The sequence below is a fragment of the Bacillus sp. MYb209 genome, assembly GCF_002975175.1.
In the GTDB taxonomy this organism is placed as follows: domain Bacteria; phylum Bacillota; class Bacilli; order Bacillales; family Bacillaceae_G; genus Bacillus_A.
The window spans coordinates 184476-202387 of the sequence record NZ_PCNZ01000001.1 but is presented as its reverse complement, the minus strand read 5'-3'; the positions used below and the strand labels follow the sequence as shown (position 1 = coordinate 202387).

16 protein-coding genes and 4 pseudogenes are annotated in these 17912 nt (G+C 35.0%); 15 read left to right on the top strand and 5 right to left on the bottom strand.

Annotated elements, in window-relative coordinates:
* Positions 1 to 268: 268 nt before the first annotated feature.
* From CQZ94_RS01085 to CQZ94_RS01065, 5 genes and pseudogenes are all read left to right on the top strand, one after another.
* On the top strand, positions 269 to 610 hold the full coding sequence (locus CQZ94_RS01085; protein WP_105583951.1) for a DUF485 domain-containing protein: 342 nt from the start codon (positions 269 to 271) through the stop codon (positions 608 to 610).
* 2 nt (positions 611 to 612) lie between these two features.
* Entirely contained in the window at positions 613 to 2163 is a 1551-nt protein-coding gene (locus tag CQZ94_RS01080) for a solute symporter family protein (RefSeq protein ID WP_105583950.1), read from the top strand.
* A gap of 188 nt (positions 2164 to 2351) precedes the next feature.
* The gene (locus CQZ94_RS01075) at positions 2352 to 3701 is read left to right on the top strand and encodes an aspartate aminotransferase family protein (RefSeq protein WP_142395716.1); all 1350 of its coding nucleotides are present in this window, start codon (positions 2352 to 2354) and stop codon (positions 3699 to 3701) included.
* A gap of 65 nt (positions 3702 to 3766) precedes the next feature.
* Positions 3767 to 3916, top strand: a pseudogene (locus tag CQZ94_RS01070) (DUF3986 family protein); the annotation flags it as partial.
* 141 nt (positions 3917 to 4057) lie between these two features.
* Positions 4058 to 4198: pseudogene (locus CQZ94_RS01065) on the top strand (DUF3986 family protein); the annotation flags it as partial.
* A 62-nt stretch (positions 4199 to 4260) separates the two neighbouring features.
* On the opposite strand, the gene CQZ94_RS01060 reads toward CQZ94_RS01065, so the two are convergent.
* Positions 4261 to 5424: a cation:proton antiporter gene (locus tag CQZ94_RS01060; protein WP_105583947.1), complete on the bottom strand. Its 1164-nt coding sequence runs from the start codon at positions 5422 to 5424 to the stop codon at positions 4261 to 4263.
* 269 nt (positions 5425 to 5693) lie between these two features.
* Between CQZ94_RS01060 and CQZ94_RS01055 the strand changes: the two genes are divergently transcribed.
* Both CQZ94_RS01055 and CQZ94_RS01050 read left to right on the top strand, forming a co-directional pair.
* On the top strand, positions 5694 to 6536 hold the full coding sequence (locus CQZ94_RS01055) for a MerR family transcriptional regulator (protein ID WP_105583946.1): 843 nt from the start codon (positions 5694 to 5696) through the stop codon (positions 6534 to 6536).
* Between the two features lie 89 nt (positions 6537 to 6625).
* A complete protein-coding gene (locus CQZ94_RS01050; RefSeq protein ID WP_105584311.1) occupies positions 6626 to 7981 on the top strand; it encodes an MATE family efflux transporter in 1356 nt (451 codons plus the stop codon).
* Positions 7982 to 8017: 36 nt separating this feature from the next.
* Here the strand turns inward: CQZ94_RS01050 and CQZ94_RS01045 are convergent, their stop codons facing one another.
* Positions 8018 to 8683 carry a DUF421 domain-containing protein gene (locus CQZ94_RS01045; RefSeq protein ID WP_105583945.1) on the bottom strand — a complete coding sequence of 222 codons (666 nt, stop codon included), beginning with the start codon at positions 8681 to 8683 and terminating at the stop codon, positions 8018 to 8020.
* Positions 8684 to 8844: 161 nt separating this feature from the next.
* Between CQZ94_RS01045 and CQZ94_RS01040 the strand changes: the two genes are divergently transcribed.
* From CQZ94_RS01040 to CQZ94_RS01010, 6 genes and pseudogenes are all read left to right on the top strand, one after another.
* Complete coding sequence (locus CQZ94_RS01040) at positions 8845 to 9423, top strand: YdcF family protein (protein ID WP_142395715.1); 579 nt, start codon at positions 8845 to 8847, stop codon at positions 9421 to 9423.
* 146 nt (positions 9424 to 9569) lie between these two features.
* Positions 9570 to 9887 carry a magnetosome magnetite crystal formation protein family gene (locus CQZ94_RS01035; RefSeq protein ID WP_105583943.1) on the top strand — a complete coding sequence of 106 codons (318 nt, stop codon included), beginning with the start codon at positions 9570 to 9572 and terminating at the stop codon, positions 9885 to 9887.
* Positions 9888 to 10108: 221 nt separating this feature from the next.
* Positions 10109 to 10843 (top strand): oxygen-insensitive NADPH nitroreductase, encoded by a 735-nt coding sequence (gene nfsA, locus CQZ94_RS01025; RefSeq protein ID WP_105583942.1) that lies wholly within the window; start codon positions 10109 to 10111, stop codon positions 10841 to 10843.
* 90 nt (positions 10844 to 10933) lie between these two features.
* Positions 10934 to 11518: a DJ-1/PfpI family protein gene (locus CQZ94_RS01020; RefSeq protein WP_105583941.1), complete on the top strand. Its 585-nt coding sequence runs from the start codon at positions 10934 to 10936 to the stop codon at positions 11516 to 11518.
* A gap of 186 nt (positions 11519 to 11704) precedes the next feature.
* Positions 11705 to 12249 (top strand): annotated as a pseudogene (locus tag CQZ94_RS01015) (sigma-70 family RNA polymerase sigma factor).
* A 1-nt stretch (position 12250) separates the two neighbouring features.
* Positions 12251 to 12862, top strand: coding sequence for a PH domain-containing protein (locus tag CQZ94_RS01010; protein WP_105583940.1), 612 nt, complete (start codon positions 12251 to 12253; stop codon positions 12860 to 12862).
* Between the two features lie 33 nt (positions 12863 to 12895).
* On the opposite strand, the gene CQZ94_RS01005 is transcribed toward CQZ94_RS01010, so the two are convergent.
* From CQZ94_RS01005 to CQZ94_RS00995, 3 genes and pseudogenes are all read right to left on the bottom strand, one after another.
* A complete protein-coding gene (locus CQZ94_RS01005; protein ID WP_105583939.1) occupies positions 12896 to 14116 on the bottom strand; it encodes an MFS transporter in 1221 nt (406 codons plus the stop codon).
* Between the two features lie 19 nt (positions 14117 to 14135).
* Complete coding sequence (locus tag CQZ94_RS01000; RefSeq protein WP_105583938.1) at positions 14136 to 14585, bottom strand: ArsR/SmtB family transcription factor; 450 nt, start codon at positions 14583 to 14585, stop codon at positions 14136 to 14138.
* 128 nt (positions 14586 to 14713) lie between these two features.
* Positions 14714 to 14887, bottom strand: a pseudogene (locus tag CQZ94_RS00995) (MFS transporter); the annotation flags it as partial.
* 306 nt (positions 14888 to 15193) lie between these two features.
* Between CQZ94_RS00995 and CQZ94_RS00990 the strand changes: the two are divergent.
* Positions 15194 to 16708, top strand: coding sequence for a long-chain-fatty-acid--CoA ligase (locus CQZ94_RS00990; RefSeq protein ID WP_105583937.1), 1515 nt, complete (start codon positions 15194 to 15196; stop codon positions 16706 to 16708).
* Positions 16709 to 16745: 37 nt separating this feature from the next.
* Positions 16746 to 17801 carry a TauD/TfdA family dioxygenase gene (locus tag CQZ94_RS00985; RefSeq protein WP_105583936.1) on the top strand — a complete coding sequence of 352 codons (1056 nt, stop codon included), beginning with the start codon at positions 16746 to 16748 and terminating at the stop codon, positions 17799 to 17801.
* Positions 17802 to 17912 lie beyond the last annotated feature (111 nt).

Below are 17912 nucleotides of genomic sequence, written 5' to 3'. Positions count from 1 at the left end.
AGTCGGGCTGCCCGTAAAACCCCCACTGATTAAAGTTTCACTTTATTCTGTTTTAACGGGAATAAAAGTTTAATCGAATCAATCAAATTTTATGTTGAAAAAGTATATTGAAAATTTAGGAGAAAATGACGAAAAATGTCTATCGAAAAATCTTTGCAGGAATGTACGGATTGTCTAAAATGAAAATAAGTTTCTGAATATTTATAAAAATTAGTTTTTAGGTATGCAAGGGGGAATTGTATTTTAAGTTAAGAGAGGGGACCAGAGAATGAAACGAGATGATACGTCAGCACGTAAGTTACAAAATGAGGTGAATTATACAGAAGTTGTTCAGTCTGAAGAGTTTCAATTGTTATTAAATACGAAAAAGAAATTTATCATTCCGATGAGTATTTTCTTTTTAAGTTTTTTTATTACATTACCTATTTTAACATCGTATTCAAAGGTGCTTAATACACCGGTATTTGGTGATGTTACATGGGCGTGGGTATTTGCTTTTGCGCAATTTATAATGACATGGGCATTATGTATGATTTATAGCAAAAAAGCAGAATCCTTTGATGAAATCTCGCAAAAAATTCTGCAAGATATGCAACAAGGGAGGGGCTGACTTTGAATACAACCGCTTTTGCGCTATTTTTAATTATCGTCCTTGGTACACTTGTTATAACTTATTTCGCATCGAAAAAAACGAAAAATGCGAGTGAATTTTATACGGCTGGAGGGGGATTAACTGGTTGGCAAAATGGTCTGGCCATTGCCGGAGATTACATGTCTGCTGCGTCATTTCTTGGTATAGCCGGAGCGATAGCGTTAACAGGATTTGATGGGTTCTTTTATAGTATAGGTTTCTTAGTTGCTTACTTAGTTGTATTATACCTAGTTGCAGAACCGCTTAGAAATTTAGGGAAGTATACGTTAGCGGACATGATTGCGGCGCGTTTTGATACGAAAAAAGTTCGCGGTATTGCAGCACTTAGTACGATGACGATTTCGATTTTTTATATGATTGCACAATTAGTTGGGGCGGGTGCACTTATTAAATTATTATTAGGAATTGAATATACGACATCCGTATTAATCGTTGGTACACTTATGACAGTGTACGTTATTTTTGGTGGTATGACTGCTACAAGTTGGGTACAAATTGTAAAGGCTGTACTACTTATGGCAGGGACATTTATTATTTCTGTTATCGTTTTCTCCAAATTTAATTTCAGTGTGACTGAAATGTTCGCTCAAATGAAAACTGCTACTCCATTAAAAGATTCGTTTTTAAATCCAGGAGTAAAGTATAAAGATGGTCTTGATACACTTTCTTTAAATTTAGGACTAGTTCTTGGTACGGCAGGATTACCGCATATTCTTGTCCGTTTTTTCACAGTACGTGATGCAAAAACTGCACGTCAATCAGTTGTGTACGCTACGTGGTTAATTGGTGCATTTTATATTATGACGATTTTCTTAGGGTTTGGTGCGGCGGCGTTTGTAGGGAATGAGGCAATTATTCAAGCAAATCCAGCCGGTAATATGGCAGCACCTTTATTAGCTAAAGCATTAGGTGGAGATTTCTTATTCGCATTCGTATCTGCGATTGCTTTTGCAACAATTTTAGCTGTAGTAGCAGGTCTTGTATTAACAGCGGCTTCCGCATTTGCTCATGATTTTTATAACGAGATTATTCGAAAAGGAAAATCAACGGAAAAAGAGCAAGTGTCAATGGCTCGTTATGCGTCTATTGGAGTAGCGATAGTATCTATTATACTTGCTTTATTTGCTCAAACATTAAACGTAGCATTTTTAGTATCACTAGCATTTGCAGTTGCAGCGAGTGCAAATTTACCAGTTATATTATTTACAATATATTGGAAACGCTTTAATACAACGGGTGCAATTTGTGGAATGATCGTTGGTCTTGTATCAGCAATCGTTCTTGTTGCGTTAAGTCCAAACGTTTGGAATCCTGTGGCAGGGAAAGCTATATTTGTTGGAGAGGCGATATTCCCATATACGACACCTGGAATTGTTTCTATTCCGCTTGGATTCCTTGCAGCATATTTAGGAACTGTTTTCTCTAGTAAGAAAGAAGATGCAGCGAAGTTTGATGAAATTCTTGTGAAATCTAATACTGGTCATGGTATTAGTGATGCTTCTTCACATTAAAAAAGAGGAGCTTTTCGAATTAAAAGAAAAGCTCCTTTTTCTTTTGTCATTCTCTTATAAATATCACTATATTTTTTGTAGGATTTGTCATGTTTTTGTGGAATGAAATAGGCAGGGAGAAATTTAACTCATCATGGCACCAGCACAGCTTTGTGAAAAATAAGTTGTTATGGAAGGTGGAAGAAATGATGAAGACAAAACAAACCGATGAATTATTAGCAAAAGATGAGCAATATGTCTGGCACGGAATGCGTCCTTTTAGCCCGAGTAGTACAATGGTAGGGGCAAAAGCAGAAGGGTGCTGGGTTGAAGATATACAAGGAAAAAGATATTTAGACGGTATGAGTGGTCTTTGGTGTGTGAATAGTGGATACGGAAGAAAAGAGCTCGCGGAGGCAGCTTATAAGCAATTGCAAACATTATCATACTTTCCGATGTCACAATCACATGAGCCAGCTATAAAGCTCGCTGAAAAGTTAAACGAGTGGCTTGGTGGAGAGTATGTTATATTCTTCTCTAATAGTGGATCAGAAGCGAATGAAACAGCTTTTAAAATAGCAAGACAATATTATGCTCAAAAAGGTGAACCGCATCGTTACAAATTTATGTCACGTTATCGTGGTTATCACGGAAATACAATGGCAACGATGGCGGCAACTGGCCAAGCACAACGTAGATATCAATATGAGCCATTTGCTTCAGGTTTTTTACACGTAACGCCTCCAGATTGTTACCGTATGCCAGAAATGGAATCACAAAATATTTATGATGTAGAGTGTGTGAAAGAAGTAGATCGTGTTATGACGTGGGAATTAAGCGAAACAATAGCAGCATTTATAATGGAGCCAATTATTACAGGCGGAGGTATTTTAATGCCACCACAAGACTATATGAAAGCAATTCACGAAACATGTCAAAAACACGGAGCACTACTTATAAGTGATGAAGTTATTTGTGGTTTCGGGCGTACAGGAAAAGCATTTGGGTTTATGAACTATGACGTTAAGCCTGATATCGTTACGATGGCAAAAGGTATTACGAGCGCATACTTACCATTATCAGCAACAGCTGTAAAAAAAGAAATTTATGAGGCATTTAAAGGAACAGGAGAATATGAATTCTTCCGCCATATTAATACATTTGGTGGAAATCCAGCGGCTTGTGCATTAGCGCTTAAAAACTTAGAGATTATGGAAAATGAAAATTTAATTGAGCGCTCTGCACAAATGGGTTCACTTTTATTAAATCAATTAAAAGAAGAAATTGGGGAACATCCGCTTGTTGGTAATATTAGAGGGAAAGGGTTATTAGTTGGAATCGAACTAGTAAATGATAAAGCGACGAAAGAACCAATTGATAACGACAAAATTGCAAGTGTTGTAAATGCTTGTAAAGAAAAAGGACTTATTATTGGGCGTAACGGTATGACAACAGCGGGGTATAATAACGTTTTAACATTAGCACCACCGCTTGTTATTTCAAGTGAAGAAATTGCTTTCATTGTTGGAACGTTGAAGACGGCAATGGAACGTATTTAGTAAATGAAATGAGAGGAGAGAGCTGAAAGATAAGGCTCGCTTTTGTTTATTAGGAGGGGCTTTTAATGGATAAATATGATCCTAACAAACATTATCACATCGGTTATTATGAAGATGGATATGATTTAGAAGTGACAGCGTACAAAAGAATAAATGAGGCAGTTTGGGATGCATATATTCCAGAATATGAAGCAGGGAGTTTTTATCCTGCTATTTGTGGGCAGTAAAACTCCCACCTCAAAATTCGCCTGGAGCAAAGAAGTTAGGTGGGAGTCGGGCTGCCCGTAAACGCCCGATTGGTGAGGGCTAATAATCAGTGGGGATGAATAAAACCCCCACTGATTAAAGTTTCACTTTATGAGAAAGTAAGTGAAATGAAGCTAGGTGAATATATAGATGATTACGGCATTAAAGTCTATTCATTTCATGATGATATCGAGGATGAAGAAGCACGAACTATTTTTGAAAAATGGTTGAAAACGCATGGAATTGTTTAAAGAGAACATGAAAAAGAGATTGCTATCTTATAAGATAGCAATCTCTTTTTATTATATTAAAATTATTTACTTGCTTTCATTGCTTTATCTTTTGCACCAAAAGTGTATTTTAACATTGGTGGTGTAATCATCGTAGTTAAAATAACGACAATAACAATTGCTGTAAAGTAATCTTGTGCTAATAGGCCAGAAGAAAGTCCTGTTCCTGCGATGATAAGTGCAACTTCACCACGAGAAACCATACCAGCACCGATAATTGCAGAAGACTTTGCATCAAATCCAGTCATTCGTGCACCGAATCCACAACCGATTAGTTTTGTGAATACAGCGATTACTGTTAATGCTAAAATGAACCAAATTTGATCACCAATACCGTCAAATGTAATATTCATACCGATGCTAACGAAGAATACTGGTACGAACATAGCGTAAGCGATTGGTTCTACTTTCTTTTCTACTTCATGTTTGTAGTTCGTTTGAGAAATAGCGATACCAGCTGCGAAAGCACCGATAATACCAGCAATTCCTAATAGTTCGCCGAAATATGCGAATGAGAAACAGATGATAAGTGCTGCGCTAACGATAGACTCCGATACGCGTAGTGGTGATAACCAACGCATAATCGCTGGAACACCTTTCCAACCGATTAAAATAATAGAAGCAAAGAATACTACTTTCTTCAAGATAACCATTGTTAAGTTAACATCATCTGTACCTAAGAAGCTCATTGCAAATGCTAATAAAATAACAACAAGAATGTCATCAAATACAGCTGCTCCAAGCATCGTCGTACTTTCACGTGTTTTCATCTTACCTAAATCACGAAGTGTTTGTACAGAAATACTAACACTTGTCGCACAAAGAAGTAATCCTAAAAAGACAGCGTTCCCTTGTTCCATGCCCATAACAAGACCGGCAACGTAACCACCTACGAATGGAAGAACGATACCTCCAATTGCGACTGCTAAAGACGAATTACGGTTTTCATTTAACTCTTTTAAGTCTGTTTCTAGTCCAGCCATAAACATTAAAAGAATAACCCCGACATTACTTAATTGCGTTAGAAGTTCTGAATTCTCAATCCAACCTAATATAGCTGGACCGATAACGATACCGACAATTAATTTACCCAGTACAGAAGGTTGACCTAATCTTACACTAAGGTCGCCAGCAAGCTTTGTACTTAATAGAATTAGTGCAATTTGAAAGAAAAATTCGAATTCCATCTGATCCTCTCCTCATCATTTTTAGTTTTATCATACGATTTCTCGGAATTTGCCTAATGAAAATATGTAAAAACCCATTAAACAAAGGGTCTTATTACAAGTTCTTTTGAACTCGTAATTTGAACCTGTAATTAATATATAATAAAATTTACTAAAAATCAATGAAAAAATAGCAGATTTTCATGATAGGATTCGATTTAGGGATGGAGGGAATCACTATATAATAAGAAGAAATAAGGCTACATTTTTAATGAATTGGAGAAGGGCATATGTTATTAAATAAACGTTTTACAATTGGAGAAATGGCAAAAATGCATAATATAGCGGAATCTACATTACGCTATTATGATGAAAAAGGAATTTTTCATCCGTCCATTGTGGACCCGCAAACGAATTATCGCTATTATACAATTGATCAGTTTTCACTATTAGACACGATTAAATTTTTACGCCAATTGAATATCCCATTAAAGGAAATAAAGAAATATATTGATGAACGAAATCCGTCTTATGCGCTGAATTTACTTGAAAAACAACAAGAAATGATGCTGAAAAAGCAAAGAGAAATCGAGTATGCTTTGGCAAAAATGCAACATAAAATCCATTTAATGAAAAAAGCGACGAAATCAGAAGCGAATCAAATTATTTATAAAAAAATACCGAAGCGAAAAATAACAGCGATTGCAGTTGCACCAAATACAACGGATGATATGTTTGAATATTATATCCATTCGCTGCAAAAAAATATGAAGCAAATTGATAATAGTTTATTTTCAGGAGATATCGGTGTAACAGTTTCCAAAAAAGCGTTACTTCAAAATGAGTTTCAAGCATATAATAGTGTGTTTATTTTATTGGATTATATGCCTTTTCAAGTGCATACTTCAGATGAAATAAAAGAAGGGATATTTGCTTGTTCTTATCACCATGGACCATATGAAGAAACAGACGCAACGTATACGGAATTATTAAAGCACATTGATAACGAAGGATACGAAGTATGCGGAGATGCGCTTGAGCTTGCATTAATTGATTGGTCTGTAACAGAAAATCCGGAGGAGCAAGTAACGGAAATTCAAATACCTGTTGTTAAAAAAATAAATAACAAATAGGCTTATATATTTTTCGATTCTCTATTGACCTTCAAGTAACTTGAAGGTTTAAACTGTGAATAGAGCATTGAAAAAGGAGCATTTACATGATGGAAACAACAGAAAAGTTAAGAGAGAAACCGATAAAAAGTTTATTTATTTCGTATTTAATACCAGCAGTTCTTGGGATGGTATTAATGTCAGTGAATATTATGATTGATGCGGTCATGATTAGTAGAGGAGTTGGAGCGAACGGTTTAGCAGGAGTAAACGTGGCTGTTCCAGCGTTTTCAATTTTCTTCTCCATTTCATTATGGATTGGAATGGGCGGAGCAACGCTATATTCCATTGCACTAGGTGAAAATAAATTAGAAAGAGCAAGATCTATTTTTACTCAATCTATGACAGTGGCAGTTATTATCGTAGGTGTTTTAGCGGTTATTTGCTTATGGAGAATAGAAGATTTAGCATATCTGTTCGGTGCAAATGAAGTGATTTTACCATATGCGTTAGATTATTTACACGTGTTATTAACATTTGGAATGATATATGTTTTAGAAAATATTTTAAGTACATTTATACGTAACGATGGAAATCCTAATTTAGCAATGGCAGGTCTTGTCGTAACAGCTGTATTGAACATTATCTTTGACTATATCTTTATTTTCATCTTTGGATGGGGCGTAACAGGTGCTGCTTCAGCAACTATTCTTTCAGCAGCAATTGGTTTCCTAGTGTTATTAACTCACTTCTTTAGAAAAAATAGTGTTTTAAAGTGGACGAAATTCCATTTTGAATGGGATACGGTTAAACAAATTATGGTGATTGGTTTCCCAAGTTTTACAACTGAGATTACAGTAGCGATTGTAACGGTTGGTTTTAATATCGCTTTTGTTCAATATGCAGGAGAAGTAGGTGTCGCTTCTTATGCGATGGTCAATAGTATTCATGCAATGACATTACTATTATTCTTCGGTGTTGGAGCAGCATTACAACCTATTGCTAGTTTCCATTATGGTGCAAATTTACCAGAAAGACTGCGTGAAGGATTACGGTTAGCTGTAAAAATTGCAGTTGTACTCGGAGGCGTAGCAATTGTTGTCGGTTTATTCTTCGGGAAATATATAATTGGTTTGTTTGATGTTCAATCCCCAGAACTATTGGAGTTAACGTTAACAGGTATTAGTTTATTCTTTATCCAATATGTATTTTTAGGCTATAACATTGTGTATGGAGAGTATTTCCAATCAGTGCGACAAACGACAAAATCAGTTCTTATTATTTTGAGCCGTGGTTTACTATTTATTATTCCATTGTTATGGATTATGCCGAAATTATTTGGTGTAAATGGAATTTGGCTCGTTATGCCAGTAGCGGAAATATTGACAGCAATCATTGTATTTACGATGAATCGTATGAAACATCCTGTTCCATTAAACTTGGCAGGAAAGAAAGAAGCAATATAGTGAAGAAAATCCCCTTGAACAAGTAAGGGGATTTTTTCATTCTTTTAAACTAATCGCAAAAGATCCATCCGTTTCTTGAACAGACGCAAAAGCAACGTTTTTAATATTTGTGATGCCTTTTTCTTTTAACTCTTTATATAACCATTTTTCGTCTTTATGAATTAACTTTAAGTTATCGTATTGAATTTGTGAATCGACGATAAGGGCGATTGGTAATCCAGCATACTTAACATCTATATTCATATCTTTTGGAGTCAATGGTACAAGTTCTCGCTTTGGTAAAATACTAATGGCTCCATTCGTTTCTAAAATAGCGTATTCAATTTCATGAACACTTGGATATCCGGCGACACGAAGATTAGAGAGTAATTCAGCGATTGGGTATCTACTTTTTTGTAAGTTATCAAAGATAATATCACCATGTTTAATTAAAATAATGGGGTGTCCAAGAATGAAACGATTTAGTTTGTTTAGTAAGCTTAATTTTGTAAGAAGTAAATGCAAACAAGTAATAACGACCATACCGAAAAAGGCTTGCAAAGCACCAGCGACTGGTATGGCTTGAAAAGCTAAATAAGATAAAAAGATAATAGCCCCAAAATCATGAGGAGTTAGTTGTGCTAATGCAGATTTACCAAGCAGCTTAAGGGATAGTAAAAATAAGATGAAAAAGAACGATACATTAAATAAAAAGAGAAGCAATAGGGACACTCCTTCGTGCGAAGTTGTACTTACTATTCCCGAGAAGTAATATAAATATTACCTTTTGAAGGATAAATTAGGGTTAATTGGAATTTGTCTGTATACAAACAAATAAATGGATATTATCATGAAGGAAGTAAAGGAAATAGGAGTATATGAATATGAGAAAGAAGAAAATAATTAAGTACATTTTAGTTGTTATAATGATTTGCGCCGTGTATGCGGTTTTTTTACAATATAACATTTATAAGCATGGGCATATGAATGCAATTGACGATGCGGATTACATAATTGTACTAGGCTCGAAAGTAAATGGGACGAAACCATCTTACTCATTGCAATATCGTATTGATAAAGCAGCTGAGTATTTAAAATCACATGAGAAAACAATTGCTATCGTATCTGGAGGGCAAGGAAAAGGCGAGGATATTTCAGAAGCATTAGCAATGAAACAAGGATTAATGAAACAAAATATTTCAGAAGATCGAATTATAATGGAAGATCGCTCGACGAGTACAGATGAAAATATTAAATTCTCAAAACCCCTTATTCCAAAACATATGAAACAAGGGATGATTGTAACGAATGATTTTCATATGTTCCGAGCGAAAAAGATTGCAGAAAAACAAGGGCTAAAACTAGAAGGTCTCTCGGCAAAAACACCGAAGCCAATTATTATTCAATCGAACGTCCGAGAATATTTAGCAATTACACAATATTGGTTTATGAATCGAATATAGTCAATAGGGCTCTCACCTAAAATTAGGTGGGAGTTTTTAGGATGTAAATCTTACAAATGTGTCATGTTTATGAAAGGTAAAGCGATAGTTTCTGGAATGGTTTCCTGACATAATGAAGGTAACAAAAAACTTTAGAGGTGAATCGTATGAAAGGAAATAATATTTTATCTTCGTTATGTTACTTTAGTATCTTTTTCGCACCATTTTTACTACCAATTATCGTATACTTCGTTGCGGAAGATGAAGTGAAATATCACGCAAAAAAAGCATTTTGGTCACATATTTTCCCGTACGCAATCTTATTTGGCGGATTAGCAGTGTCAGGAGTATACGGTTTAAGCTTCAATCAATCTGATGGCGCTGGAATTGGAATGGCTATCACATATGCAGTGTTCATTCTTGTAGGAATCTACTATTTCATTTGGAATATCGTAAAAGGTATTAAAGTTTTGAAAACGGCGTAACAAAAATTGTATAACAGGAAATCATATTACGTGAGCCAGCCGTTATTTGTCGGTAAGTCGATATTTCTTGTCAAATCGTTTATATAATTTCATATACCGTATTAATAGACATTTAAAAAAGAGCAATTCAAAAAGAATTGCTCTTTTTATGTTTATAAGTTGTGAATAATGAAAAAGATATGTTAATTTTTCATTATGAAGAGAAAAAAGGAGTGATTTTCATGAATGAGATGATATATAAAATGGAGCAACACGTTTCAGTTCGTAAATATAAAGAAGAACCAATTTCAAAAGATGTAGTGGAAAGAATGGTGCAAGCTGCTCAGCATGCGGCTTCCTCACATTTTGTGCAGGCGTATTCTGTTATATATGTAACAGATGAGGTATTAAAAGCTAAACTAGCAGAGCTATCTGGAAATCGTCACGTGAAAAACTGCGCAGCATTCTTTGTTTGTTGTGCGGATTTAAAACGTTTAGAAGTTGCATGTGAAAAACATGGTACAGAGATAAAACATGAAGGGGTGGAAGACTTTATCGTTGCGACAGTAGATGCTTCACTTTTTGCACAAAACTTAGCACTTGCAGCCGAATCTTTAGGATACGGTATTTGTTATATTGGAGGAATTCGTAATAATCCGAGAGAAGTGAGTAAATTGCTTCATTTACCGGATAAAGTATATCCTGTATTCGGAATGACAGTCGGCGTACCAGATGAAGATCATGGAGTTAAGCCGCGGTTACCAGTAGCCGCCATTCTTCATGAAAATGGATATGATGAAAAGAAATATGATGAATTGTTAAACGAATACGATGAAACGATGAGCGCGTATTACAAAGAAAGATCGTCAAATCAAAAAAACGTAACATGGACAGAATCAATGAGCACATTTATGTCCAAAGAGAAGAGAATGCATATGAAAGAGTTTTTAAATGAAAGAGGACTAAATAAGAAATAAGTGAAAGGCAAACCTATATTTCAGGTTTGCCTTTTTGGGAGGAGAAATGTAATCACCTTCGAATAAGTATAAAGATGGGGGAGAGATAACATGAAAAAGGCATTGATGTTTTTATTTGATGGATTTGCAGAATTTGAAGTAAATATAGCGAGTTTATGTTTAAAAAGTAAAGGATTTGAAGTAATAACAGTAACTGTAGACGGGAAAACAGTTACAGGAGAAGGTGGATTTCAGTGTCAGCCACACGTCTCTATAGATCATATTGAAACAGTAGATTATGAAGTGTTTATTGTACCTGGAGGGCATATTTTTCACCATTTAGAAAATGAACAACTTTTATCTATTGTGAACGAATTACATAAGCAAAATAAATGGATAGCAGGAATTTGTGCGGGGACATCTCTACTGCATGCAGCTGGAGTGCTTAATAAGAAAAAATTCTCAACATCATTAACACCAGAGGTAGAACATTTAGCACATCTCCATAAATGGGAATATAAACAAGAAGAAGATGTAACTGTGGATGAGAAAATTATTACAGCAATAGGATCCGCGTACGTTGAATTTGCAATTGAAATTATGAAACAGCTCAATTTGTTTGATGAAGGTGAAATTAATGAAAATCTTCAATACTTTAAAAATATAAAAACAGTATGTGGTGAGACGTTAGTTTAAGTTATAACATCACTTGCAAAACCGAAGCTAAGAAAGTGGGACCCGCTTTCTCAACTTCGGTTTTTTATTTGTTATTATATAAAGTGAAAATAAAAATTAATAAATTTTTACAAAAGTGATAGAAAATGAGAATAAATTTCCAATAGTAAGTAAAAGCAGCTGCTAAAGGGGAACTGAGGAAGGAAGATGCTTATGATTTTCAATTCTGAAGAGGATTTAATTATAGCTATGAAAAAACGTGATCAAGATGCTTTGAAAGAAGTGATTGATCAATATGGAAAATTAATTTTGTACATTATTCATAAATCATTAAGTACCCCTATTGAGAAACATATGTGGATGATTGTTATAACGATGTATTTACTGTCATTTGGTTTAATATTGACCAATTTGATATAGGAAAGGGAAACTTAAAATCTTGGATGATTGGTATTACTAAATTAAAGGCTTTGGAATATAAAAAGAAAGTACATAAAGAGAACAAAATGGATAAAGACTTAGAAATAGATAAAGGTATCCATGATAGGTATGAAATAGAACAAGAAGAAGAGATTATGGAAATAGTCCAAGATTTAAATAAGAAGGATCGATATATCTTTTTAAAGAGGTATATTGATGGATATTCCATTGACGATATTGCAAAAGAATTAAAAGTAACGGTGGATTATATATACAATCGAATTTCTCGTGGGAAGAAAAAACTTCAAAAACTGTGGAAAGGGAGTGTGTAATATGGATAAAAGATTATTATCGATGTTAAATGAGCTCCAATATTCAGAAGAAGAAATTACACGTTTAGAGAAAGAAGCGAATGAGTCTATAAATATAGATAAGTATTATGTGAGAAATGGAGAGCTACTAAAAAAATTAACCTTACAAATGTTGGAAGAATCAATTCGCAACGAATTACAAACTGGTGAAGAAATTGAGAAGGAACTGCTAGTAGACGAAGGATGTATGGTAAATAATAAAGTCATACCAAATATATATTACGTAGGAGCTACTTTTTATTATTATATCGTTTTAACAAATAAAAGAGTGATAATGAAAGGGTTAGATTGTTATTTTAAAAAAACAAATGAACATAGCATGCCAATAGAAGATATACAATCCATTTCGCAACATAAAAAAATGAAAAACGTCTTTGAGATTAAATATAATAACAATTATATACAATTTGGAAGTATTGCGTATGCACATGAAATTGCAATGATTATTATGGAGTTAAAAAAACGTGGAGTAAAAGTAGAAAAGTATAAAGATTTCGAAAAAGGATTTTTATTATTCTTTAATATATTCGTGATAGTAAGTTCAGGTCTTTACTTTATAAAATATTTATTGTGAAAAAGCGGCATAATAGCCGCTTTTTACGTTTAATTAGCATTCTAGTGAAGATTCTGTAGTTTTAAAATATTTTTCTCGTGAAGGAGTCATTACCCGGATTGCTAATAAGCAGGAAAGAGCAAAAATTAATAATGAACTGCTTATTACAGCAATTTGAATTGAAATAAATTGTGCGGATGCTCCAATTGCTAAAATGAAAAAGATTTGGATGAAATTTTTTATTGAATCAAATACGCTATCGATACGTCCTATCATATGTACTGGGATGTTATTTTGATAAAATGTTATAAATCCAGTACCAGCAAATGATGAAGCGATCCCAAGTAAAATGAAACCACTTGTTGCGACCGTAAATGAATTTGAAAAGGCGAAAATCACATAGCCTATTGCTGTGAAAATCATACCTAAACCGATACAATATTGAATCGGTAATCGTTTTGCAAAGAGAGAGACAAGAAATGAACCACAAACGTAAGCTGCTCCGGTTATACTAACAAGCATGCTATATTCTACATCTGATAAAAACAGTACTTGTCGTGTAAAAACAACTTCTTGTGAATCAAGTGCCATAGAGACAAGCATCGTAGCTTGAAATAAAACGAATACGAGAATAATATAAGTTTCAGTTCGTGCGAATGAAAAAACTTGTTTCCAATCACTTCGTAACGTTTGTACGAAAGTATTTGCAACCTCTTCGTTTTGCTTTGTTTGTAATGTGATGTTTGGCAAGAAGTAAATGAGAATGGTAGAAAGTAGAAATGAAATTGAGTTGCAGTAAATAACAAAAGCTGCCGAGTATGTAGTGAGAAGTATTCCAGCAAGAGCCGGACCGATAATAAAAGCCCCATTTGTACATAGGCTATTCCAAGCATTAAATTGAGCACGTTCTTCAGCTGGTATGAGCAGTGTTTTATAAGTGAATGAAGCTGGATCGAAAAATGATGTAGCAATGCGAGTCAAAAAGATAAAAATATAAATTGCCCAAATAGAGTCAAATAGTGGAATACAGCCGATGAGAACTGCTCGAATAATATCTGTGATGAGCATAATTGACCGTTTATTTAATCGATCTACAATACTACCAGACCATATTTTTGTAACAACGGTGGCAATTGGACCGACAATCCATGTGCCTGCTACAGCAGCGGGAGAGTTTGTACTATTTAACACCATTAAGTTTAGAGCTATGAGGTACATAAAATCACCTAAACGAGAAATGCCTGTGCCCGACAATAATAATAGTTTATTTTTCATGTGTATATGGACCTTTCTTTCATTGTTTTTTTATCCGGCAGGAAATAGCGTATTCTTCTTCTGAGGCTGATTGACGAGCGGTTTTGCTTTCCCAGCGTAATAAAACTTGTGAAATCTCCCAAGTGAGTTGTTGTAATTCCTCTGGAGTTAAAAATAAATGAGATATAATATGGCTCCCTGTATTTGTTCCTTCCGTGCCCGCTTCTTCAATATAGAAGTGAGCAGATTTTGCTTTATAGTACTTTTCAATAATCCCCCGTTTTTCCTTTGTATCTACTAACTCAAGTAAGCCTCCGTCAAATAAAATTTGGATGTGATAGTGAACGCTACCAGCAGATTTATTTAGTTTAGTAGATACTTGTTTTGCAGTGAGTGTTTCGTCTTTTAAAAGATGAAGAATTTGAATGCGAGTTGCATTGGAAATTAATTTTTGTTGTTCTGCTGAAATGGTAAGTCGATCCTCAAACATTATGTTAGCTCCTTTCTTATAATCTAAATTTATTGTACGTTCTAAAAAATTAGAACGTAAGAGAAATAAATCGCCTTTTTCTTGTAAGTTTCGACATAAATAAAAATGGCATGTACATATACATGCCATTAAGTGATAGTAGATTCTTCACTAAGTTCCTCGCGATAAAATAAGAAAAGCCATGTAAAACTAACGAAAATACAGCATATAGCTAACGAAATACCGATTATTTGCGGAGAAAGTATTTCTAAAAGCCATCCTGTTATAAATATTGATAATTGAATAAGAGATCCGTAAATGGAGATTCTGTTGAGCTATAGACGAATGTTCATAAAGCTGCAGTATGAAACCAATCTCCAAGTATACTTAACGTTTGACCATAAAATAGTTTTTGGAAGTTTTCCTCTTAATTATTCCCACATATGCTGAAGAGCTCCCAACATCAGGGTTGCATCCCTTTTTGAATATTAGTAATACTTACTTACAAATTAAAATCTTTAATTTTATTTAATTATTATTTATAAGTATACTTAACGTAATAATATTTTGAATATTCTTAAAAGTTACCATTCAACCACTTGCATATGAATAAAGGGGGGAATCATTTAATGAGTTATAATTTAGACGAAAATCTGAAAAGAAGTGCAAGTAAGTTCCCAAACAGTATCGCTTATATCTATAGAGATAAAAGTGTTACTTATAGAGAACTAAATCAGCAGGTAGATCAATTGGCTGCTGGTTTGTCTGCCCGAGGAATTGGGAAGGGAGATGGGGTGGCTCTTTTATTAGGAAATAGCCCTGAATTTCTCATTACGTATTACGGCATTTTACGATTAGGTGCATTTGTTGTTCCGATGAATCCTTTGTATACGAAAGAGGAAATGAATTACATTTTAGACGATAGCCAAGTTAAAGCGGTTATTGCTCATGTATCTGTAGAACCGAAGTTATCAGAAGTAAAGGAACAATTGAAAAATCTAATGCTAGTCATTTATACAGATGCCGAGGATCAGGAATGTACATGGGAGCATCTGATGGAAACAAACAATAACGTTTGGCTAAGCCCTTTCATTGATCAGGAAGACCTTGCAGTCATTTTATACACATCAGGAACAACAGGGAAACCAAAGGGTGCGATGTTATCACATCGGAATTTGGCTTCGAATGCAGACGCCATTTCAGAATTAATTGAGCTTCATGGTAAAGATTGTGTAGTAGCTGTTCTACCGATGTTCCATGTTTTCTGTATGACTATTTGTCTGAATGCCCCAATTGCTTGCGGGGCAACTGTCCTGATCCTACCTAAATTCAGCCCTCTTGATGTAATCAGTACCATTCGAGAAAAAAAGGCAACAGTGTTTGCTGGAGTTCCTACGATGTATAATTTTATCTTGCAATTGCCTGAATCCACTGCAGAAGATTTTTTATCCATTCGCTTGTGTATCTCAGGAGGTGCATCGATTCCGGTCGAGCTGCTACAAAAATTTGAAAACAAATATAACGTTTTTATCTTGGAAGGGTATGGCCTTTCGGAAACTGCTCCTCTTGTCGCTATTAATCCTTTAAAGGGAACCCGCAAACCAGGCTCTATCGGCCTAAATATACCAGGCCTCAAGAGCAAAATTGTCAATGAGGACGGAAAAGAATTGCCCAGAGGAGAAGTCGGAGAATTAGTAGTTCAAGGGCCAAACGTAATGAAGGGATACTTGAGGATGCCGGAAGCTACATCAGCGGTCTTAATAGATGGATGGTTTTACACTGATGATCTAGCGACAATGGATGAAGAAGGATACATCTACATCGTGGATCGTAAGAAGGACATGATTATTGTTGGTGGATACAATGTATATCCTCGTGAAGTGGAGGAAGTTCTGTATCAACATCCTGCTGTTATAGAGGCGGCCGTAATCGGAGTTTCAGATGGAGAATACGAAGAAAAAGTAAAAGCTTATGTCGTAGTCAATGATGAACGAATCACCATGAATGACATTATCCGATTTTGTCAGGATAAGCTGGTTAAGTACAAGCTTCCTAGCCGAGTGGAATTTTCTAAAGGGTTACCTAAGAACTCAACAGGGAAAATTTTGCGCAGAGAGTTAAGACAATTGATTGAAGTTAAGTAAGAAACTAACTAACCATATTATTGAAGGAGGATTATTTATGTCGCTCATTTTAAAGGAAAAAGTTCAAGGACCAGTAGCGTGGAAAGGTATTGATCTAGCTAAAGATGATTCATGGGTTTATTATTTGTCTGAGAAAACAATAGCATCTCTTGAAAACGCTTTATTTCATGTTAAACAAAAAGGTTTAAAAGCACCTAATTTTAACAAGGAAGACTTCCTGATTCCGGATCTCTCTGACGAAATTGCATACTTTGTGGAAGAATTAGAGAATGGGAGGGGGTTTCTATTAATTCGTGGATTGCCAATGGAAAGGTATACGGATGAAGAAGTGAGCACTATTTATTGGGGGCTCGGACTTCACATGGGCATTCCGGTATCGCAAAACGCAAATGGTGACCTCTTAGGGCACGTCATTGATCAAGGTCTGAGTTTAGAAAATTCAAATGTACGCGGTTACCAAACGAAACTGCACCTTCCTTTTCACGCAGATGGATCTGATGTCGTTGGACTATTAAGCCTTCGAAAAGGGAAATCTGGGGGTTTCAGTAGTATCATAAGTTCAATGGCTGTTTATAATGAAATTCTTGAGAAGTACCCAGAGTATTTAGGAATTCTCTGTCGTCCATTCATCTTTGATCGTCGTGGTGAGGAATCGCCAGGTGAATCGCCAGTATTTACATCACCAATTTTTAGTTACTATGATGGTAAATTGAGCTGTAGATATGTCCGTACATTTATAGAATCAGCACAAGCGAAAACAGGTATCCATTTGTCAAAGGTTGAAATCGAAGCTTTAGACATACTGGACTCCACCCTTCATGATGAAAATATGCATTATAATATGATGTTGGAAGAAGGTGATATGCAATTCGTCAATAATTATACAGTTCTTCACTCACGTACTCAATACGAAGACTATGAAGAACCGGAACGCAAACGCCATTTATTAAGATTATGGCTCACGATGCCAAATGGCCGAGAAATTGCACATGATTTCGCGATGTTTATTGATGAGAAAACAGGTAAAGCGGGTCGTGGCGGTATTCCAGTCCGTGGAAAAACATCTGGCGGTATTATAGAAAACTTAAAGTAATTGGGTTTAAATCACAAAGACTTACCTATATAAATCGATTCATTAGAACACCAATTGATTCATGTAATGGGGGTGCCTTTTCAGATGGCAGGAAAAGGTTTTCCCTTGATG